This is a genomic window from Roseateles microcysteis (assembly GCF_036880965.1).
In the GTDB taxonomy this organism is placed as follows: Bacteria; Pseudomonadota; Gammaproteobacteria; order Burkholderiales; family Burkholderiaceae_C; genus JAUASW01.
The window spans coordinates 141993-162430 of the sequence record NZ_JBAJMV010000003.1 but is presented as its reverse complement, the minus strand read 5'-3'; the positions used below and the strand labels follow the sequence as shown (position 1 = coordinate 162430).

Sequence of the window (20438 nt, the reverse complement as noted above, 5' to 3'; positions counted from 1 at the left end):
CGGCGGGCGTGCAATCACTCCTGCGGCTTGCGGCCCTCGCCAGCGGTGGCGGGCGCCGGCTCGCCGCGCGGGTTCAGCCAGCCCTCCAGGCTGACCTTGTCTTCCCAGGGCGCCGGGCGGCGCACATCCCAGTGGCCGCGATGCACGGGCTCACCTTCGGGGCTGAGTTCGAAGCTGACCAGCAGGTCGCCCGGCTTGCGCCAGGTCGTGAGCAGCACAGGCTTGCCGTTCAGCTTCACCTCGTTCCTCTTCTCGCCGATCGGCACCGAGGACGGCCCGGCTTCGAAGGCTGACTTCAGCGCGCCCAGTGCGGTGGCGAATACGCGGTCGTAGCGGTTGAAGGGATTGGTGGCCGGGATGCCCAGGTTTAGCGGCGGCACGTTCGAATAGAACACGCGCCGGGACGGCAGCAGCACCAGGTAGCTTTGCTTGTCCGCGCCGGACTGACGCTCGCCCAGCAACTCGCCGTTGTCGAACCAGAGCAGGCGCGCCGCCGAGCCCAGCTTGTCGTCGCGCAGCTCGAGGGCACCGGGGCAGTCCCAATGGGCGGTCGTGCCGCCGCAAGGGCCGGCGGCGGCTCCTTTCCTGTCCTGGGCCTGGGCCGCGGAGCAGGCCAGCAGGAGCAGCAGCGAGAATCGGGCCAGCATTTTTTTCATGGCATGCGAGGGGATGTACCGTGTGGGGCAGAAGTTTCGCATGAGCAGAATGGCAGGCATGACCCTGTCCAAGTTCGATTTCCTGATTTTTCTCAGCGCCCTCATTGCCGTGGGGTTGAGCGCTTTCGGCGGCCCGCCGGCGCTGTTCTTCGTCTTCAAGCCGCTGACCACGATCCTGATACTCGCCTACGCCTGGCAGCGAGGGTCGGGTCTGGCGCAGCGGCGCTGGATACTTGCCGGGCTGCTTGCCTCGCTGGCCGGCGACATCGCCTTGCTGTGGCCGCAACAGGGCTTTCTGCCAGGCTTGGTCTCCTTCCTGGTTGCGCATCTGTGCTACCTCTGGGCGTTCACAAGGGTGCAGCGCCTGGCCGCCTGGCCCTGGGCCTTCCTCGCGTACGGCCTGCTGGCCGGCTTCATCCTCAGCCGCCTGTGGGCTGGCGTGCCGGCGCCGCTGCAAGGGCCGGTCGTCGTCTACGTGCTGTGCCTGAGCGCCATGGGCGCGCAGACCCTGGTGCTGGCCAAGCGGTCGTTCACGCCCGGCAACCGCGTGCTGGCCTTGGGGGGCCTGCTGTTCGTGATCTCCGACGCCTGTCTGGCCACCAACAAGTTCGCCGGCCCGCAGCCGCTGGCGGCCCTGTTGGTGCTGCCGACCTACTGGGCCGCGCAGTGGTGCATCGCCAGCTGGCTGGCCCCGGCCGCGCGGGACTGAGGCTCAGCGCAGCCGCCGGTACAAGGTATTGCGGCTGACACCCAGGCGGCGCGCCGCCTCGGAGACGTTGCCATGGCAGTCGCGCAGCATCTGCTGCATGCGCTGCGAGGCGAGGGTGCGCAGGTCCTCGGTCTCCAGGGGCGCGGATGCTGCCTGCAGCATCAGGTCGTCGAGCAGGTCTTCCGGCAGGTGGGCCTGCACTATTTGTGTCTCATCATCGTCCAGCAGGGCCACGGCCGTGCGCAGCACCTGGGCGAGCTGCCTCACATTGCCGGGCCAGGCATGGGCGGCGAAGGCCTGGGCCAGCGCAGGCGCCAGCGTCAGCGGCCGGCCCGGTGCCAGGTCGTGCAGCAGCTGCGCGATCAGGCCTGCCAGGTCGCTGCGTTCGCGCAGCGGCGGCAGCCTCAGCATCAGGCCGTTGAGCCGGTAGTACAGGTCTTCGCGGAAGCGGCCCTGCTGCACCAGCTCGCGCAGCGGCCGGTGGCTGGCGGCGATCAGGGCGAAGTCCAGGTCGACCGGCGCGCCGCCGCCCAGGGGCTGCACCTGCCGCTCCTGCAGCACGCGCAGCAGGCGGGCCTGCAGGGCCAGCGGCATGTCGCCGATCTCGTCGAGGAACAGTGTGCCGCCCGCCGCTTCGCGCAGCCGGCCGGGCGCACCTTCGCGCCGCGCGCCGGTGAAGGCACCGCCGCGGTAGCCGAACAGCTCGGCCTCGATCAGGGATTCGGGCAGGGCCGCGCAGTTGACGGCGACGAAGGGCCGGGCGGCGCGCGGCCCGCTGTCGTGGCAGGCGCGCGCGAACAGCTCCTTGCCCACGCCCGACTCGCCCTGCAGCAGCAGCGGGATGGGCTTGTCGAGCACGCGGCGGGCGCGGGCGATCTGCTGGGCCAGCGCGGCATCGCCGCTGTCCAGCTGCTGCAGTGCGTCGCGCGGTGCAGGCAGCTTGACCTGGGCGGGGACCGGGGCCGCGGACGGCCCGCGGCGCGCGCCGTCGAGCCGGGCCCACAGCGTGCCGGCCGCCGTGCCCTCGACCGCCTGCGGGCCGCCGCGCTGACGCAGCGCGGCCACGGCCTGCTCCATCACCGCGTCCAGTTGCCACTGGCCGACGGCCGAGGCCGGCAGGCGCAGCAGCTCGAGGGCTGTCCGGTTGGCGCCAAGGATGCGGCCGTCCTCGTCCAGTGCCAGCAGGCCTTCGACCACGGTGCCCAGGCCTTCGGGCCGGCCATGCAGCCGCAGCCTCAGGCCGGCGCCGTGCCGCGCCTCGAAGAGCTGGTGCTCCAGCATGCGGCCGGCGGCGCGCACCAGGCCCAGCGCATGGCGGTGCTCGCCGCGCTGGTCGCCGGAGATGTCCAGCACGCCCAGCAGGCGGCCATCCGGTCCCCAGATCGGCGTGGCGGCGCAGGTCAGGAAGCCATTGCGCTCCAGGAAGTGTTCGCCGCCGTGGACCATCAGCGGCCGGCCCTCGGCCAGGGCCGTGCCGATGGCATTGGTGCCGCGCCACTGCTCCAGCCAGTTGGCACCAGGGCGCAGCGCCACGCGGGCCGCCTTGTCGGCAAAGCCGGTGTCACCGAGGGCCTCGAGCAGCATGCCCTCGGCATCGGCCAGCATGACGATCTGGCCGGCATCGCGAATCTGGTCGTGGACGAATTCCATCACCGGCCGCGCCTGGGCCAGCAGCTGGCGGCGCTGCTCCTGGGCGCGGCGCAACTGGGCGGCCGAGGCATGGGGCACGCCGGCCGAGCGGCCCTGCGGCTCCAGCCCATGGGCCAGGCTGCGCTGCCAGCTGGCCTCCACCGCGGCGTCAAGCAGGCCGCTGGGCGGCGCGCCGGCCTCCAGCAGGGCGCGGCGGGCCTGGCGCAGGCTGCGGCCGTCGGGGCGCGGCCGCGCGGCAGCGGCCAGGGGCAGGGTCCACATCACTCGTTGTCTCCTTGCGGGGCTCCAGGTCGGGCGCCGTCTGGCAGCGACCCTAGGGCCGGGCCCCGCGCCACGGAAGCGGTTCAGCCGGATTGCGGTTGCAACTGCTCCATCGCGTGACAGTCCCGCAGCACAGGCCTGCGTCGTCGGCACAGTCTGCGCGCGCCGCCTGACCCGGTTCTTGCGGGAATGGGCCGCCAGGCTGCCGATCCGGCCCCTGGCACGATCCCTGCAATTAAGCGGCGCGGATGCCAGCAGGCACCGATTCACGACAAACACAGGAGACTGACCATGATCTACGCCGCCCCGGGCACGCCCGACGCCCGCATCGCCTACAAGCCGCGCTACGACAACTTCATCAACGGCCGCTTCCAGCCGCCGCTCAAGGGCCAGTACTTCGACGTGGTCACGCCGATCAATGGCCGTGTCTACACCCAGGCCGCGCGTTCCGGTGCCGAGGACATCGAACTCGCGCTCGATGCCGCCCACGCCGCAGCAGCCCAGTGGGCCGCCGTGCCGCCGGCCGAGCGCGCCGGCATCCTTTTGAAGATCGCCGACCGGCTCGAGCAGAACCTGGAGCTGTTGGCTTATGCCGAGACTGTGGACAACGGCAAGCCGATCCGCGAGACGCTGAACGCCGACATCCCGTTGGCGGTCGATCATTTCCGCTACTTCGCCGGCTGCGTGCGGGCCCAGGAGGGTGCGCTCAGCGAGATCGACGGCCACACGATCGCGTACCACTTCCATGAGCCGCTGGGCGTCGTTGGCCAGATCATTCCCTGGAACTTCCCCATCCTGATGGCGGCCTGGAAGCTGGCGCCCGCGCTGGGTGCCGGCAACTGCGTGGTGCTCAAGCCGGCCGAGAGCACGCCCATCAGCATCCTCGTCCTGGCCGAGCTGATCGCCGACCTGCTGCCGCCCGGCGTGCTGAACGTGGTCAACGGCTTCGGTCGCGAGGCCGGCATGCCGCTGGCCCAGAGCAAGCGCATCGCCAAGATCGCCTTCACCGGTTCCACCGCCACCGGCCGCGTGATCGCCCAGGCCGCCGCCGGCAACCTGATTCCGGCCACGCTGGAGCTGGGTGGCAAGAGCCCCAACCTGTTCTTCGACGACGTGATGGCCGAGGACGACGCCTTCCTCGACAAGGCGATCGAGGGCCTGGTGCTGTTCGCGTTCAACCAGGGCGAGGTCTGCACCTGCCCCAGCCGCGCGCTGATCCAGGAGAGCATCTACGAGCGCTTCATGGAGCGTGCCATCAAGCGTGTCGCCGCGATCAAGCAGGGTAACCCGCTCGATACCGACACCATGATGGGCGCCCAGGCCTCGGCCCTGCAGATGGACAAGATCCAGGGCTACCTTGCGCTCGGCAAGGAAGAGGGCGCCAAGGTGCTGATCGGTGGCAGCCGCGCCGACCTCGGCGGCGATCTGGCGGGCGGCTACTACATCCAGCCTACGCTGTTCCAGGGCCACAATCAGATGCGCATCTTCCGCGAGGAGATTTTCGGTCCGGTGCTGGCCGTGACCACCTTCAAGGACGAGGCCGAGGCGCTGCAGATCGCCAACGACACGCCCTACGGCCTCGGCGCCGGTGTCTGGACCCGCGACGGCAGCCGCGCCTACCGCCTGGGCCGCGCCATCCAGGCCGGCCGCGTGTGGACCAACTGCTATCACGCCTACCCGGCGCATGCGGCCTTCGGCGGCTACAAGGAATCCGGCATCGGCCGCGAGACCCACAAGGCCATGCTGGACCACTACCAGCAGACCAAGAACCTGCTGGTCAGCTACTCGCCGAACAAGCTCGGCTTCTTCTGAGCAGACAAGGGGCCCGAGGGCCCCTTGTGCTCACATGCCCTTGAACAAGTGCGTGTAGCTGCGGCTGACCTCGAGCTTCTCGGTCAGGCCTTTCACGCCCACCAGTTGGCGGCCGCGGAAATCGCGTGTGATGCCGTTGATGGCCTTCACGTTCACCAGCGTCGAGCGGTGGATCTGCCAGAACAGCTTGGGGTCCAGCTCGTCCACGAGTTCCTTGATCGGCTTGCGGATCAGCGCTTCCAGCGTGGCGGTCTGCACCCGCGTGTACTTCTCGTCGCTGATGAAGAACAGCACGTCCTCGACCGGGATCATCTGGATAGCCTGGCCCACGGTGGCCTGGATCCACTGCAGATAGGCCGGCGCGCTGCCCGGGTTGAGCTGGGCCGAGAGCTTGTGCAGGAGCTGCTGCATCGGCGCGGCGGGCTTGCCGTCGTCGGGCACCGGCTCATTGCTGTGGCGCTGCGAGAGGCGCTTCTTGACCCGCTCCACTGTCACCTGCAGCCGCTCGCGTTCGGCGGGCTTCAGCACGTAATCGGCCACACCCTGCTCGAAGGCTTCGACCGCGTACTGGTCGTAGGCCGTGATGAAGACGATCTCGGGCAGCAGCCAGTCCTCGTCTTCCGGCAGCTGGGCGATCTGCCTGGCGGCGTCGACGCCGGTCAGGCCGGGCATGCGGATGTCCAGGAACACCAGGTCCGGCTTGTGCTCCTTGACCAGCTCGACGGCCTCGATGCCATTCTTGGCTTCGGCGACGATGTCCAGGTCGGGCCAAACCTCGGTCAGGCGGCTGCGCAGTTGCTCGCGCATCAAGCGTTCGTCGTCGGCCAGGACCGCGCGCACGCGAGGGGTGTGGTTGGTGTCGTTCATGCGCCGATGTTAGTCGTGGATCAGCGCAGGTTCGACCGGTGTCGCCGGAGCCTGGGGCGGCAGCGGCTTGGCCGGCTTGCGGCGCAGCAGCAGCCACAGCACGAGGCCGATCAGGATCAGCGGCGAGAACACCACGGCACCGACGCTCAGCGCAGCCAGCACACCAAGCGCCAGTACCGCGCCAACGATCAGCAGCGGCAGGCCGATGCCCACCAGCAGGCACAGCGGCACGACCACCAGCACCACCACCGCAGCGATGGCCAGTCCCACGGCGCCGCCGATGATGTCGCCCAGGTCGAGCGCACCAAGAATCATCTCCTCGCCATTGACCGTGATCGACATGCCTTGATGATCACCAATGTGGTGCCAGAGGCTGAAGCCGCCGGAGATGGCCGCGATCAGGATCAGCAGGGTGAAGACGGCGAAGACCTTGAACACGCGTTTCATGCTTTTGCTCCTTCGTTGGAAGAGTCGTCGGTGCGGCTGCGATAGGGCACTTGAATCGTGACCACGGTGCCGCTGGGTTGGTTTTCGGTGACGGTGACGGTGCCCTTGGCTCCGTAGAGCAGCGAGAGGCGTTCGCGGATATTGGCCAGGCCCACGCCGGTGCCGCTGGTGGCGGCGCGGCCGAAGCCCAGGCCCGTGTCGGCCACGGTGATCTGCAGCTTGCCGTGCACGATCTCGGCCTTGACCTTCAGGCTGCCGCCCTCGGCCTTGGGCTCCAGGCCATGCTTGATCGAGTTCTCGACGAGGCTCTGGATCATCATGGGCGGGAACTCGGCCGACAGCAGGCCCTCGGGCACGTCGATCTCGGTCTGCAGCCGTTCTTCCATGCGCACCTTGAGGATCTCGAGGTAGGGGCGGATCACGGCGATCTCGCGGCCCAGCTCACGCACACCGCCGGTCGCGTTGGCTTCGCGCATGGTCGGCATCGAGGCACGCAGGAGGGCGATCAGGTTCTTCTGCATCTGCGAGGCGCGGGCCGGGTCGGTTTCGATCAGGTGATCGATCGAGGCCAGGGTGTTGAACAGGAAGTGCGGCTCGACCTGGGCCTGCATGGCGGCCATGCGGGCTTCGACGACCTGGCGGCGCAGCGATTCGGCCTCGGCAGTCTCGGTGGCCTGGGCTGCCTTCACTTCGGCCTGGATGCGGCTCTTGTACATGGCCTTGATCACGGCCGATGACAGCACGATCAGCCAGGCCAGGCTGTCCAGCAGATCGCCCAGCCGGGCGTAGGTGACACGGGTGCGCGGGCCGCGGCTCGATTCGAGCATGGCGTTGCGCGCTTCTTCCACCTGGTCGCGCAGCTCGTCCATGGCCTGCTCGCGGGCCCGTTCGCGGGCTTCGCGCACCGTCTCCTCGATGGCCTTGCGGGTTTCCTCGACCGCCTTGCGCATCTGGTCGCGGTCCACGCCCTTGGGCAGGCCGATGGCGATCGAAGGCAGGTCCTGCAGCTCCTCTTCGCTGAGGGCGTTGCCGGATGCGGCACTGGCGCCGGCGGCGGCCTTGCGCGGCTCGATGCGCAGGCCTTCGTCATCGATGGTGATTTCGTAGTGGATCGGCTTGTCCGTGGCAATGGCCGGAGTGTCAGCGGCACGCTTCTTGGACAGCTTGGGGATCTTGGGCGCCTCGATGGGCAGCTCTTCCTCGCCGGTGCGGAACTTGAAGTTGAACGGCGGCAGATGCTGCAGGACGTTGGCCCCGATGATCAAGGCAACGGCGAGCAGGGTGAAGCGCTTCCAGCTGATGCTGACCAGCCAGCCCGCATAGATGTGGAATGCGCGGACCGTCAGCGCCGAAAAATGCTGCCAGCGCTGGTAGGGGGTCGGGTTGGTGGGGAGGGTGGCGCTCATGGGAATCTGCCTTGTCGATGGTTTGGACTGTACGCATGCCCAAAGTCAGGCGGGGCGAGGGAGCGATGCACCGTGCGCCCGGAGGGCCCAGATGCACTATCCGGCGACAGTCGGCAGGCCCCAAAAACAAAGCCCGCCGGATGGCGGGCCTCGTTCGTGAACTATGTCACGAGGCGGGGTGAGGCGCCCGCGCAGTCGCGGGCGAGGGGCTCACGTTTACTGCTTGACAGCCTCAACCTGGATCACCAGGCGCACATCCTTGGGGAAACCCCAGGCCAGACCGTAGTCCACGCCCCACTGGGTGCGGTCGATGACGGCGGTGAAGTCGCCACCGCAGACTTCGCGCTTGAACATCGGGTTGTCGTAGCAGCCGAAGTTGCTGGCCTTCAGCGTCACCGGGGCGGTCTTGCCCTTCAGCGTCAGCTGACCCTGCACCTCGACCACCTTGGCGCCGTCGAAGACGAACTTGTCACCGACGAACTTGGCCGTGCCGAACTTGGCCACGTCGAAGAAGTCCTCGCTCTTCAGGTGCTTGTCGAAGGCAGCGGCGCCGGTGTTGATGCCGTTCATGTCGAAGCTGATCTCGACCTTGCCGGTCTTGGCGGCGCGGTCGAGGGTGACCGAGCCTTCCTTCTTGTCGAAACGGCCGCGGTTGGTCGAGACACCGAAGTGCGAGATCTCGAAGGTGGCGTAGGTGTGGGTCGGCTCGATGGCGTAGGTGGCCGATTCGGCCTGGGCGATGCCGGCGGTGGCCAGGGCTGCGGCGAAGAGGAGGGCTTGCTTCAACATGGTTGCGGTCCTTGGGGAGGGTTGGGGGAGAAAACTGGAGAAGAATGGAAAAAGAAGAAGATGCAAGATCAAAGCGGTGCAATGCCGCTGAAAGCCAGCTTGAACTTCACTTGCACATCGTTGGCGACCATCGAGGTGTCGGCCCATTCGCCGTCGCCAATCTTGAATTCCAGGCGCTTCAGGACGAAGCCGCCGGTCGCGGTGGTGGTGCCGCCCGCCTGGCTCAGGGCAATCGGCACGAGCACGTCACGTGTCTGGCCCTTGATGGACAGCTTGCCGGCCACCTCATACTTGCCGCCACCCACGGCCTTGACGGCCGTGCTCTGGAATGTGGCTTGCGGCACTCGCTTGGCATCGAACCAGGAGGCCTTGACCAGCTCGGCGTCGAATTCCGGTGCGCCGAGCGTGGCGCTGGCCAGCTCGATCGCGAAGGCGACCTTGGCGGCCTCGGGCTTCTTCGGGTCGAAGCTCAGTTGTGCATCAAAGCGCTTGAACTTGCCGTCCACCGGCACGCCCATCTGCTTGCTGATGAAGCCCAGCTCGCTCTGAGCCAGCAAGAGCGTGGCGGCGGCGGCCGGCTTGGCAGTCGTGGGGGCCGCGGCGGGCTTGGCCTGTGCCTGCGCAGCGTTGTTCGTCAGGGCCAGCACGGCGGCCGAAGCCAGTGCCAGCAGGGTGGTCGAGAGAGTCCTCATCATTGGTCCTTTGCTGTTGGCGGCAGGGCCGGCAGCATGCGCTGCACCAGGCCGTCGCGGTCGATGAAGTGGTGCTTCAGGGCGGCGGCCACATGGGCCAGCACCAGAGCGCCGAGGCCATAGGCCAGGAATTTGTGGGCCTGCTTCAGCGTCTCGGCCAAGGCCTTGTCCGGGCCCACCAGGTCGGGCAGCGGCAGCAGGCCGAACCAGACGATGGGAAAGCCGGCAGCCGAGCTGTAGGCCCAGCCTGCCAGCGGCACGGCGAAGAACAGGGCGTAGAGCGCGCCGTGGGTGATATGGGCGGCCTGGGCCTGCCAGGCCGGCATCGGCAGATCGGCCGGCGGCTTGCGGTACAGGCGCCACAGCAGTCGCAGGGCCGACAGCGCCAGGATCGTCACACCGGCCCATTTGTGCCAGTTGTAGAGCTTGAGCCGCGCCGGCGAGAAGGGCAGGCTGGTCATGTACAGGCCCACGCCGAAAGCGCCGACGATGGCCACAGCCAGCAGCCAGTGCAGTGCCATGGCCAGCGGGCTGTAGCGCTGCTCGGGGGCGAGGGGGGCTTGCGTCATGGCTGGCGTCGGTGGGTTGCGAATGACGTCAGTTTCCGTGCGGAGCTGCCGCCCGCGGTTCACGGCGCTTGACGCCATGGTTCAGTTCATTTGAAGGATGGGCGACTTGTGGCAGCCCGCACCCCCTTGAGAGGGATGGTTTGTGCACGGCGTGCTGCCGATACTGCGCCCCTTGTGAAGAAGCCTCGCAAGAGGGCTCATCACATGGAGGATGGGAGGGGTTGCCGTGCCGGTTCACCAAGGCCCGAAAGGGGGAGGTGGCCGGCATTGCTCTTTTTTTGAATGCCGCTCCGGCTCACAGGCTCGCAAGCCCGGGGGGGGGGGCTATATTGCGCGCTGCCCCGAGTCTTGAGCTGTCTCTCGCCGTGCCGCCTCTGCCGCTGTCTTCGCCTTCACTTCCCACCGCCACCGACCCCGACGCCGATGTGCTCAGTGTCCAGCAGGAGCTCTTGCGCCTGCTGGCCAGGCAAGGCCGGCGCGTGCCCCTGCCGGTCGGCCTGAGTGCCTTCGTCATCGCCCTGGCTGCCTCTGACGCCCTCGGTTGGGCGGTACCGCTGGCCTGGCTGGCCCTGGTGCTGGGTGTGCTGCTGCTGCGCTGGTGGATGCTGGGCCGCCTGCCGGCCTGGCATCAGCAGAGCATGGCGCATCGCCTGCGCTGGGCGGTGGCCTTGAGCGGCCTCAACGGCCTGGTCTTTGCCGCCTCGTTCGCCTTCACGCCCTGGCTGATCGACCATGCGCGGATGCTTCAGACCATCCTGCTGCTCGGCTTGTGCGCCGGGTCGGTCGCGACGACGGCAGGCTATCGACCGGTCTTTCTGGCCTTTCTCTTGCCGATCACGCTGGCCAACAGCATGGCCTGGGCGCTGCATGCGCATCGCAGCAGCGCCGCGGGGCTGGAATGGGCGCTGGCCGGGCTGATCCTGGCCTTTGCCTGGATCCTGGCCGGGTTGGCGCGGGATGCCTACAAGGTGTTTGCCGACTCGGTGCTGATACGCCAGCAGCAAGTGCGCAGCAACGAGCACCTGCGCCAGGCCTTGCAGCGGGCCGAAACGGCCAACCGGGCCAAGACCCGATTCTTCGCCTCTGCAAGCCACGATTTGCGCCAGCCCCTGCACGCGCTGTCGCTGCTGGGCGCCGCGCTGCAGATGCGGCCGCTGGAGGCGGCCAGCCAGAAGATCGTTGGCCAGATGAACCAGGCGCTGGAGTCGCTCGGTTCGCAGATGGATGCCTTGCTCGACATCTCCAAGCTCGACGCGCAGGTGCTCGCCTTGAAGGAGACGAGTTTCGGCCTGGCGCCCTGGCTGGCCCGGCTGGTGCAGGAGTTCGGCCCGCCGGCGCAGCGCAAGGGGCTGAGCCTGACCCTCGATTGCCCGCCCGAGGCGCAGGTGCTCAGCGACCCGGTGCTGCTGGAGCGCGTCGTGCGCAACCTGCTCGACAACGCGATCAAGTACACCGCCACCGGCGGCGTGCGCCTGCATGTGCGCGCGGCCGGGCTGGGCGGCGAGCCGCGCTGGGAGCTGGCGGTCATCGACAGCGGCCAGGGCATTGCGCCGGCCGAGCAATCGCGCGTGTTCGAGGAGTTCTATCAGGTCGGCAACCCGGAGCGTGATCGCGCACAGGGCCTGGGGCTGGGACTGTCCATCGTCAGCCGCCTGGTGGACCTGCTCGATGCGCAGCTGCGCCTGGAGTCCGAGCCCGGCTGCGGCAGCGTGTTCACGCTGAGCCTGGCGGCCGCGCCGCAACAGGCAGTGGAGGCGCCCGCTCCCACCGATGCTCGTGAGCATCGCCTGGCCGGCTTGCGGGTGCTGGTGCTCGACGACGAGCAATCGGTGCGCGAAGCGATGCAGGCCCTGCTCTCGGCCCACGGCTGCGAGGTGCGTCTGGCTGCGACGACCCGTGGCGCCATGCTGGACAGCCTGGCCGCGCCACCTGACCTGCTGTTGGCCGACCTGCGCCTGCGCAATGGCGACGACGGCATTGCGGCCGTACAGTCCTTGCGCTCGGCGCTGCCCGACCTGCCGGCGCTGCTGGTCAGCGGCGACACCGCGCCCGAGCGCCTGCGCCAGGCCCAGGCCGCCGGGCTGACGCTGCTGCACAAGCCTGTTGCGGCCGAGGCCTTGCTCGAAGCGATGGAGCGCCTGCTGGTGCGGCGCTACCCGACGCTGTCGACCTTGGACGCTTGACCTCGGTTGGCACGGCCCAGCTCGCCGCCATAGTGCGCGGCCACCCGCGCGTCCATTACCTTGAACCACAGCGGCGGCAGGTAGGCCAGCATCAACATGCCGGCATAGCCCATGGGCAGTTGCGGGCTGCTGTCGAAATGGCGCAGCGCCTGGTAGCGCCGGCCCGGATGCGCATGGTGGTCGCTGTGCCGCTGCAATTGGTAGAGGAACAGGTTGGACACCACATGGTCGGAGTTCCAGGAATGCTGCGGCCCGCAGCGCTCGACGCGCCCATCAGCCCCGCGGCTGCGCAAGAGGCCGTAGTGTTCGATGTAGTTCACCACCTCGAGCAGCGAGATGCCGTAAAGGGCCTGGACCAGGGCAAAGGGCAGCACCGCAAAGCCCAGCCAGGCCACGACGGCAGCGTAGAAAAGCAGGCTCAAGCACCAGGCCTGCAGGCATTGGCGGCGGTCGATCTGCCAGGCCGAGCGCAGGCTGCCGACGACGGTGCGCGGCAGGAAGGCCCAGAAGCTTTCGCCCAGGCGCGCACTGGCCGGGTCTTGCGGCGTGGCCACGCGCAGATGGTGGCCGCGGTTGTGCTCGACGAAGAAGTGACCGTAGATCACCGGCGCCAGCGTCAGCAAGGACAAGGCGCGCTCCCAGCTTGGCCGCTTGTGCCCCAGCTCATGCGCGGTGTTGATCGCGATGCCGTTCACGCCGCCGACACTGAGCACCAGGCCCAGCCATTGCCAGCCGCTCAGGTCCATCGTCGCGGCAATCCACAGGCCCAGCAGGGTCGCCGCATATTGCGAGGGAATGTAGGCCACCACCACGGCGCGATGCCAGATCGATTGCTCCAACCCGGCCACGGCTTCTTCAGGCGGGTTGCTGCGGTCTGGCCCCAGCAGGGCGTCCAGCACCGGAATGACGCCGTACATGACGATGCTCATCAGGAACAGCCAGTGCGTCTGACCGGTCTGGATGAACTTCACAAGATGCCAGGCGACGAGCAGGGGCAGGGCTGGCGACAGCAGCCACAGCCAGCGCTTGGGGTCTTGCCAGGAAGGGTCCATGGCGGGCGACGATGCGCGCGCGGCGCCCCTGCGTCAAGAGCGCTTGCCCGGGGCGAGCCCGGTCAGGCGCCAGCGACTGTGCCAGTGCGGTTCGCAGCCTGGCGCCGGCGGGCGGGTTTACCCACTTGCCCCGGGGCGGCCGGGCTTTGATATTCGACCTGGCGAGGCGGGGGCGTGAGCTCACCGCCGGCGCAGATTCGCTTCAGAACAATCACCAGGAGACCGAGATGAATGACAAACCTGTCGCGCCGGCTTCACGTCGACGCTTCTTGAAGAAAGCTGCCACCGGCACGGTTGCCGCCGGAGCCATGGCGGCGCCAATGATTTCCAAGGCCCAGACTGTCAGCCTGCGCTTCCAGTCCACCTGGCCGGCCAAGGACATCTTCCACGAGTACGCGCAAGACTTCGCCAAGAAGGTCAACGAGATGGCCGGCGGCCGCCTCAAGATCGAGGTGCTGCCTGCCGGTTCCGTCGTGCCGGCCTTCCAGTTGCTGGACGCCGTCAACAAGGGCACGCTGGATGGCGGCCATGGCGTGGTGGCCTATCACTACGGCAAGAACTCGGCGCTGGCGCTGTGGGGCTCCGGTCCGGGCTTCGGCATGGACCCGAACATGCTGCTGTCCTGGCACAACTACGGTGGCGGCGAAGCCTTGCTGGAGGAGATCTACAAGGCCATCAACATGGAGGTGGTTTCCTACCTGTACGGCCCGATGCCCACACAGCCCTATGGCTGGTTCAAGAAGCCAGTGGCCAATCTGGAGCAGATGAAGGGCGTCAAGTTCCGCACCGTGGGCCTGGCGGTGGACCTCTATACCGAGCAGGGTGCGGCGGTGAACCCGCTGCCCGGCGCCGAGATCGTGCCTGCGCTGGACCGCGGCCTGATCGACGCGGCCGAGTTCAACAATGCCTCGAGCGACCGGGTGCTCGGCTTCCCTGACGTGGCCAAGAACTGCATGCTGCAGAGCTTCCACCAGAGCACCGAGCAGTTCGAGATCCTGTTCAACAAGGCCAAGTACAACGCGCTGCCGGCCGAGCTGAGGAAGATCATCGACTATGCAGTGCAGGCCTCCAGCGCCGACATGAGCTGGAAGGCCATCGACCGCAATTCCAAGGACTATGCGGAGATGAAGAAGGCGGGCGTCGCGTTCTACAAGACCCCGAACGCCATCCTGCAGAACCAGCTCGACTCCTGGGACAAGGTTGTGGCCAAGAAGTCGGCCGAGAACCCGTACTTCAAGAAGGTGCTGGACAGCCAGCGCGCCTTTGCACAGCGTGCCGGGCAATGGCAGAACGACTATCTGGTCGACTTCAAGATGGCCTGGCACCACTACTTTGGTCGCAAGGGCTAGGCCCGGACCTCAAGGAGGCTGAAACCGGAGAGTGGCAGTCCCCGCCCGACTGCCACTCGTCTGTCGAAGGCCGCTCCGCAAGAGAAGGCCCGCGCAACAAGAAGGACGTCACTGATGCAAGCAATGCTGCTGGCGGTGGATCGCGTCTCCACCTGGTTGGGCCAGGCCTTTGCCTGGCTGATCCTGCTGCTCACAGGCCTGATCACCTGGGAGGTGTTCTCGCGCTATGCGCTGAACACGCCCCACGCCTGGGTGCTGGACGCGCAGATCATGCTCTACGGCACGCTGTTCATGATGGCCGGCGCCTACACGCTGGCCAAGAACAACCATGTGCGCGGCGACGTGCTCTACAGCTTCTTCTCACCGCGCGCCCAGGCCTGGGTGGACCTGGTGCTTTACGTGCTGTTCTTCCTGCCCGGCGTCGTGGCGCTGACCTGGGCGGGCTGGAACTATGCGCAGGAGGCCCTGGCCATCCGTGAGCAGACCTTCTCGGCCGTGCCGTTGCCGCTCTACCCGTTCAAGTTCGTCATTCCATTGGCCGGCGGCATGCTGCTGCTGCAGGGCTTGGTCGAGATCGTGCGTTGCCTGCAGTGCCTGCGCGACGGCGAGTGGCCCTCGCGCGGTGAAGACGTGGTGGAGGTCGACGTCGACAAGCTCAAGGCCATGGTCCATGTGAAGAACGAAGACATCGAAGCACTCGACCGCCTGGTCGTCCCCCCGGTCCGCGAGGAGCGCCCGTGAAAATCCGCAAAGAACTGTGGTTCGGCTTCAGCCTGATGGCGCTGATCCTGCTTGGCGTGGCCGCCATGCTGATCAGCGCCGAGCAGATCACCCGCGGGCATCTGGGCCTGCTGATGCTTTCGCTGGTGGTGGTGGCCATCATGCTCGGTTTCCCCACCGCCTTCACGCTGATGGGCATGGGCATGATCTTCACCTGGCTGGCCTACGACCGCGACACCGACAAGACGCTCACGCTGATGGTGCAGTCGGCCTTCAACGTGATGAGCAAGGATGTGCTGATCTCGATCCCGCTGTTCGTGTTCATGGGCTACCTGATCGAGCGGGCCAACCTGATCGAGAAGCTCTTCCGCTCCCTGCATCTGGCCATGGCGCGCGTGCCGGGCTCGCTGGCCGTGGCCACCATCTTCACTTGTGCCGTGTTTGCCACCGCCACCGGCATCGTCGGCGCGGTGGTCACGCTGATGGGGCTGCTGGCGCTGCCGCAGATGCTCAAGGCCGGCTATGACGTCAAGCTCTCGGCGGGCGCCATCACGGCGGGTGGCTGCCTGGGCATCCTGATTCCGCCCTCGGTGATGCTGATCGTCTATGGCGCCACGGCGGGCGTGTCGGTGGTGCAGCTCTATGCGGGTGCCTTTTTTCCGGGCCTGATGCTGGCGGGGCTTTACATGCTCTACGTGATCATCCTGGCCAAATGGAAACCCCACCTGGCGCCGCCGCTGCCGATGGCCGACCGCTTCGTGCCGCTGCCACCGCTGACGCAGCCGCTTGCCGACGGCATCTCCAACCGTGCACTGCCGGCCCTGCTCGCCGCACTGCGCGGACGCCGCAATATCGGCGTGCCGGCGGCCCATGTGCTGCGTCAGCTGGGCGTGGTGCTGCTGCCGCTGCTGCTGTTCCTGGCCGTGGCGGGCCTGTCCTATCGCGTGTCGACGGCCGCCCCCGAGGCGGCAGTCCTGGTCCAGACCGACAGCGTGAGCACGCCACCGGGTTCCGCAGTTGAAGCGGTTCAAGGTGGCCTGCAAGAGCCCCCAGGGGCCGAGCAGGGCGGCGGTCTGAAGGCGCCGCCCGGCGCCGAAGAGGAGGCCGCCAGCGCCGCCGCGCCCGGGGCGGTCGCTGCGCCGGCCGCAGCCGCAGAGCGCGTGCCGGCCTCGCGCAACTTCTGGATCGGTACCGGCGTGGGCGCCCTGCTGCTGGCGCTGTTCTACCTGCAGTTCACGTTCCAGCGGCTCGAGATCTTCAAGATGCTGCTGGCGTCGTTCTTCCCGCTGGTGGTGCTGATCGTGGCGGTGCTGGGTTCCATCGTGTTTGGTCTGGCCACGCCCACCGAGGCTGCGGCGGTCGGTGCCGCAGGCGGCCTGCTGCTGGCTGCGGCCTACCGGCAGCTGAACTTCGGCGTGGTCAGGGAGTCGGTGTTCCTGACCGCCAAGACCAGCGCCATGGTGTGCTGGCTTTTCGTGGGCAGCGCCATCTTCGCGGCGGCGTTCGCGCTGCTGGGCGGGCAGGAACTGGTCGAGCGCTGGGTGCTGTCGATGAATCTGACGCCGGTGCAGTTCCTGATCCTGTCGCAGCTGATCATCTTCATCCTCGGCTGGCCCCTGGAGTGGACCGAGATCATCGTGATCTTCATGCCGATCTTCATCCCGCTGCTCGACAAGTTCGGCATCGACCCGCTGTTCTTCGGCCTGCTGGTGGCGCTGAACCTGCAGACCGCCTTCCTGTCACCGCCAGTGGCGATGGCGGCCTTCTACCTGAAGGGTGTGAGCCCCAGGCACGTGACACTGAACCAGATCTTCGCCGGCATGCTGCCCTTCATGGGCATCCAGGTCATTGCCATCGTGCTGCTCTACATCTGGCCGCAAATCGGCCTGTGGCTGCCGCACCTGCTCTACAAGTGAGCCTCAGGAACGTGCCAAGGCGCCTTCGAGCCTGAAGGTCTCGACCATGCTCGCCAGTCGCAGGGCCTGCTCCTGCAGGCTGGCGGCGGCCGCCGCGCTTTCTTCGACCAGGGCCGAGTTCTGCTGTGTCATGTGATCGAGCTGGCTGACCGCGGCATTGATGGTGGCCAGGCTCTGGCTCTGCTCGCGGGAGCTGGCGCTGACCTCGCCGAGCACGCTGGTCACGCGCTTGACGCTGTCGACCACGGCGCCCATCGTGGTGCCCGCGCGGCCAACCAGGCTTGAGCCGGCGTCGACCTCGCTGACGCTCTGGCCGATCAGCGTCTTGATCTCCTTGGCAGCACCGGCCGAACGCTGCGCCAGGGCCCGCACCTCGCTCGCAACGACCGCAAAGCCGCGGCCTTGCTCGCCCGCGCGGGCTGCTTCGACCGCCGCGTTCAAGGCCAGGATGTTGGTCTGGAAGGCGATGCCGTCGATCACACCGATGATGTCGCTGATGCGGCCCGAGCTGGCGTGGATGCGCCCCATGGTGTCCACCACCTGGCCCACGACCTGGCCGCCGTTCTGTGCCACGCTGGCGGCGTCCACCGCCAGCTGGTTGGCTGTGGCGGCAGAGTCGGACGAGCTGCGCACGGTGCTGGTGAGCTCTTCCATGGTGGAGGCGGTCTGCTGCAGGCTGCTGGCCGCCGCCTCGGTGCGCTGACTCAGGTCCTGGTTGCCCATGGCAATTTCGCTGGCCGCCGACTTGATGTTCTCGGCGCTGTCGCGCACATCGCGCACCAGGCTGCGCAGGGAGACGACCATGCGGTTGAGGCCGCGCTGCAGGTCGCCGATTTCGTCGCCCCGGCCGCTTTCCAGTTGCACCGAGAGGTCGCCCGCGCCGATGCGCTCGGTCGCGTCCAACGCGAGGCGCAGCGGCGGGATGAAGGAACGCGCCATCAGCCAGGTGCTGACCAGCAACATCAGCACCACGGTGCCGAGCAGCACGGCCGTGATCATCACGCTGGCCGAGCGGGCGCTCTTGGCTGCCGCTGCCACGTCCACGGCCATGCTGCGCTGGAGGTCCACATAGGACTTCTGTGCGGCGAGGTAATGCTCGAGCAGGCTGCGCACGCCGGCGACCTGCGTGTCCGTGTCGCCGCTGCCCCTGGCCTTGGCGGCCGCATTGCGCGCCTCGATGTAGACGGCGCGTGCCTTGGCGATCGCGGCAAGGCTGCTCTTCTCTTCCTGGGTGTCGGCCGTTGCCTCGATCTTCTTCTGCAGCTCGGAGATGCGGGCCGAGGTCGCATCCATCTCGGGCTTGAGCAGGGTCGCTAACCCAGCATCGCTGGCCTGAAGGCCGGCCATGGTGCGGGCCGCATTGGCCTGCGTGAGCCCGGCCCATTGCAGCGAGATCTCCAGCTTTTCCCGCTGCTCGGCCTGTGCGGTCTGCTCGGCCTCCAGCGCCTGGGCGCTGCGCCAGCTCGACACCAGCGTCAGTGTGAGGAGGATGGCCGCCGTCAACAGCGTGGGCAGCCAGAGCCGGAAAGAGATGCCTATGGCCTTGCCGTTCATCATGATGGACCCCTGGAGCGGTTCGCAGTGACCGCCTGAAGTCCATTGAATGCCGGCGCCAGAACTATGTCAATCCGGCCCCGTGCGTTCCGAGCATCTCGTGCACATCGTGGCTCATCACGGCCAGGTAGGCGGCCAGCAGCAGGTAGCAGCTGCCGTACTCCCACTTCACGGCCGCTGGCACAGCGTAGTAGGTCTGGGCCTCGACGCTGTCCTTGCGGTACTTCCAGGCTTTCCACAGCTGGGGCCAGGCCAGGATCGCCATCAGGATCAACATGGGGCTGGGCCGCCACAGGAACAGGCCCACCAGCACGGGCACGCCCAGGAGCCAGATGCGGGGCGAGAGCACGGCCGTGATGCGGCCGCCGTCGAAGGGCGAAACGGGGATCAGATTGAACAGGTTCAGGAAGAAGCCGCTGTAGGCAATGGCCAGCAGCAGGTTCGAGCCTTCGCTGCGCGCGAGCAGGTAGCACAGCGTGGCACCCACGGTGCCCACGAGCGGGCCAGCCAAGCCTACATAGGCCTCGGTCTGCGCATCATGCGGCAGGTCCTTCAGCTCGACCCAGGCGCCGACGAAGGGAATGAAGGTGGGCAGGCCCACGTTCAGCCCCTTCTGCCGGGCCGCCAGGAAGTGGCCCATCTCGTGCACAAAGAGCAGGGCCACGAAGCCCACCGCATAGCGCCAGCCAAAGATCCAGGCATAGACCACGACCGACAGCAGCATGGTGCCGCCACTGGCCAGCAGCTTGCCGAACTTGAGGCCCGAGAAGGCCAGCAGCAGCAACTTGATCATGGGGTGGCTTCAGGCCTGGGGCTTGTTGCGCTTGAAGAACTTTGCAGCGACGGCGGCGACGCCGGCCCCGCCCAGGATGAACACCTTGGCGAACTTGGCGACGAAGGCGAAGACCACGGCCAGGAGGCCCAGCTTCTTGGCGCCCACGCCCAGCACCAGCGCGGCCAGGCCGTATTCGGCCACGTGGTCGGTGCTGCTGTCGAAGTCGGCATAGCGCTTGCCTTCGTTGAACTCCAGCGCGGCCAGCAGGCTTTGCGCCTCGGCCTTGTGGCTGCTCAGCTCGTTCAGGCCGGTCACAAGGTTCAGGCTCATGTAGCCCTCGCGGCCCAGCGCATAGGTGTTGTAGTTGACACCGGCTTCATCGCCAGCCGGCGCGCCCTTGCTGCGTGAGCTCATCGCCCAGACGAGCCGGTGGCTGTCCTTGGCATAGGCGGGCTTCTCGGCCCAGCCGGTGATTTCCATCGCCGGCACGCCCACCTTCACGCGCTCTTCGTTGGAAGCCTCGGTGCCTTCGCGGTAGGACTTGAGGAGATCGTCGGCGTTCCAGTCCTTGGCGTCGTCGTCCTTGATGTAGCCCGACTTCTCGAAGCGCAGCACGGCGAACCAGCCGCCCTGGCCCGCCGGAAAGATGACGCCTTCCAGGTCGGCATAGCTGCCCGGATTGCCCATGGCGCGCATCACGGCCGCGGCCTGCGGCTGCGGGATGAAGACCTTGCCCTCGGGCAGGTGCAGCACGGCCTGGCCGGCCAGGGCGATGTCCTGCGGGCCGGGCTTGGCGGCCTGCTGGGCATCGGCCCAGGCCTTGGCGGCGTCGTCCTTGCCTTGGGCCAGGGCCGGCCCGGCGTTGACCAGCAGCAGGAACAACAGCGCCCGCGCCAGCATGGCGTTCATCTTCATCATTGTTGGAATCTCCCTGTCTGATCGGTAGCCCCGCATGAGGGCGCGTCAGTCTAGCCGCCGCCTGCCGCTTGACTGGCCTTGTCCATGCACGATACTATGCAATGCATAGTAAC

Annotated in this window: 18 protein-coding genes; 6 read left to right on the top strand and 12 right to left on the bottom strand. The window is 67.5% G+C overall.

Going from position 1 to position 20438, the window contains the following annotated elements:
• Positions 1 to 14: 14 nt before the first annotated feature.
• Positions 15 to 656 (bottom strand): hypothetical protein, encoded by a 642-nt coding sequence (locus tag V3596_RS09755; RefSeq protein WP_334277524.1) that lies wholly within the window; start codon positions 654 to 656, stop codon positions 15 to 17.
• 40 nt (positions 657 to 696) lie between these two features.
• On the opposite strand from V3596_RS09755, the gene V3596_RS09750 reads away from it, so the two are divergent.
• The gene (locus V3596_RS09750) at positions 697 to 1365 is read left to right on the top strand and encodes a lysoplasmalogenase (RefSeq protein WP_334277523.1); all 669 of its coding nucleotides are present in this window, start codon (positions 697 to 699) and stop codon (positions 1363 to 1365) included.
• A 3-nt stretch (positions 1366 to 1368) separates the two neighbouring features.
• Here V3596_RS09750 and V3596_RS09745 read toward each other — a convergent pair whose 3' ends face one another.
• Positions 1369 to 3276 (bottom strand): sigma-54-dependent Fis family transcriptional regulator, encoded by a 1908-nt coding sequence (locus V3596_RS09745; protein WP_334277522.1) that lies wholly within the window; start codon positions 3274 to 3276, stop codon positions 1369 to 1371.
• Between the two features lie 291 nt (positions 3277 to 3567).
• Here V3596_RS09745 and exaC point away from each other — a divergent pair, with 291 nt between their 5' ends.
• Positions 3568 to 5088, top strand: a complete 1521-nt coding sequence (gene exaC / locus V3596_RS09740; protein ID WP_334277521.1) for an acetaldehyde dehydrogenase ExaC — start codon at positions 3568 to 3570, stop codon at positions 5086 to 5088.
• 30 nt (positions 5089 to 5118) lie between these two features.
• Here the strand turns inward: exaC and V3596_RS09735 are convergent, their stop codons facing one another.
• The 6 genes from V3596_RS09735 to V3596_RS09710 form a co-directional block, all read right to left on the bottom strand.
• Positions 5119 to 5955, bottom strand: coding sequence for a LytR/AlgR family response regulator transcription factor (locus V3596_RS09735; RefSeq protein ID WP_334277520.1), 837 nt, complete (start codon positions 5953 to 5955; stop codon positions 5119 to 5121).
• A 9-nt stretch (positions 5956 to 5964) separates the two neighbouring features.
• Positions 5965 to 6402, bottom strand: coding sequence for a hypothetical protein (locus V3596_RS09730; protein WP_334277519.1), 438 nt, complete (start codon positions 6400 to 6402; stop codon positions 5965 to 5967).
• Positions 6399 to 7808 (bottom strand): sensor histidine kinase, encoded by a 1410-nt coding sequence (locus V3596_RS09725; protein WP_334277518.1) that lies wholly within the window; start codon positions 7806 to 7808, stop codon positions 6399 to 6401. The genes V3596_RS09730 and V3596_RS09725 overlap by 4 nt, the downstream gene beginning before the upstream one ends.
• A gap of 216 nt (positions 7809 to 8024) precedes the next feature.
• Positions 8025 to 8597 (bottom strand): YceI family protein, encoded by a 573-nt coding sequence (locus tag V3596_RS09720; RefSeq protein WP_334277517.1) that lies wholly within the window; start codon positions 8595 to 8597, stop codon positions 8025 to 8027.
• A 68-nt stretch (positions 8598 to 8665) separates the two neighbouring features.
• Positions 8666 to 9289, bottom strand: a complete 624-nt coding sequence (locus V3596_RS09715; protein ID WP_334277516.1) for a YceI family protein — start codon at positions 9287 to 9289, stop codon at positions 8666 to 8668.
• A complete protein-coding gene (locus tag V3596_RS09710) occupies positions 9289 to 9858 on the bottom strand; it encodes a cytochrome b (RefSeq protein WP_334277515.1) in 570 nt (189 codons plus the stop codon). Before V3596_RS09710 ends, V3596_RS09715 begins: the two co-directional genes overlap by 1 nt.
• Before the next feature lie 365 nt (positions 9859 to 10223).
• Between V3596_RS09710 and V3596_RS09705 the strand changes: the two genes are divergently transcribed.
• A complete protein-coding gene (locus tag V3596_RS09705; protein ID WP_334277514.1) occupies positions 10224 to 12041 on the top strand; it encodes a hybrid sensor histidine kinase/response regulator in 1818 nt (605 codons plus the stop codon).
• Here the strand turns inward: V3596_RS09705 and V3596_RS09700 are convergent.
• Positions 12011 to 13093 carry an alkane 1-monooxygenase gene (locus tag V3596_RS09700; protein WP_334277513.1) on the bottom strand — a complete coding sequence of 361 codons (1083 nt, stop codon included), beginning with the start codon at positions 13091 to 13093 and terminating at the stop codon, positions 12011 to 12013. The two genes, V3596_RS09705 and V3596_RS09700, sit on opposite strands and share 31 nt — an antisense overlap.
• A 227-nt stretch (positions 13094 to 13320) precedes the next feature.
• Here V3596_RS09700 and V3596_RS09695 point away from each other — a divergent pair, with 227 nt between their 5' ends.
• The 3 genes from V3596_RS09695 to V3596_RS09685 all read left to right on the top strand — a co-directional run bounded on the left by V3596_RS09695 (position 13321) and on the right by V3596_RS09685 (position 17078).
• A complete protein-coding gene (locus V3596_RS09695) occupies positions 13321 to 14442 on the top strand; it encodes a TRAP transporter substrate-binding protein (RefSeq protein ID WP_334277512.1) in 1122 nt (373 codons plus the stop codon).
• A 114-nt stretch (positions 14443 to 14556) separates the two neighbouring features.
• Entirely contained in the window at positions 14557 to 15183 is a 627-nt protein-coding gene (locus V3596_RS09690; RefSeq protein ID WP_334277511.1) for a TRAP transporter small permease subunit, read from the top strand.
• Positions 15180 to 17078: a TRAP transporter large permease gene (locus V3596_RS09685; protein WP_334277510.1), complete on the top strand. Its 1899-nt coding sequence runs from the start codon at positions 15180 to 15182 to the stop codon at positions 17076 to 17078. Before V3596_RS09690 ends, V3596_RS09685 begins: the two co-directional genes overlap by 4 nt.
• Positions 17079 to 17081: 3 nt before the next feature.
• Here V3596_RS09685 and V3596_RS09680 read toward each other — a convergent pair whose 3' ends face one another.
• From V3596_RS09680 to V3596_RS09670, 3 genes are all read right to left on the bottom strand, one after another.
• Positions 17082 to 18635 (bottom strand): methyl-accepting chemotaxis protein, encoded by a 1554-nt coding sequence (locus V3596_RS09680; protein ID WP_334277509.1) that lies wholly within the window; start codon positions 18633 to 18635, stop codon positions 17082 to 17084.
• A gap of 61 nt (positions 18636 to 18696) precedes the next feature.
• Positions 18697 to 19425, bottom strand: coding sequence for a site-2 protease family protein (locus V3596_RS09675; protein ID WP_334277508.1), 729 nt, complete (start codon positions 19423 to 19425; stop codon positions 18697 to 18699).
• 9 nt (positions 19426 to 19434) lie between these two features.
• Positions 19435 to 20316, bottom strand: a complete 882-nt coding sequence (locus V3596_RS09670) for a DUF2167 domain-containing protein (RefSeq protein ID WP_416383979.1) — start codon at positions 20314 to 20316, stop codon at positions 19435 to 19437.
• Between the last annotated feature and the right edge of the window lie 122 nt (positions 20317 to 20438).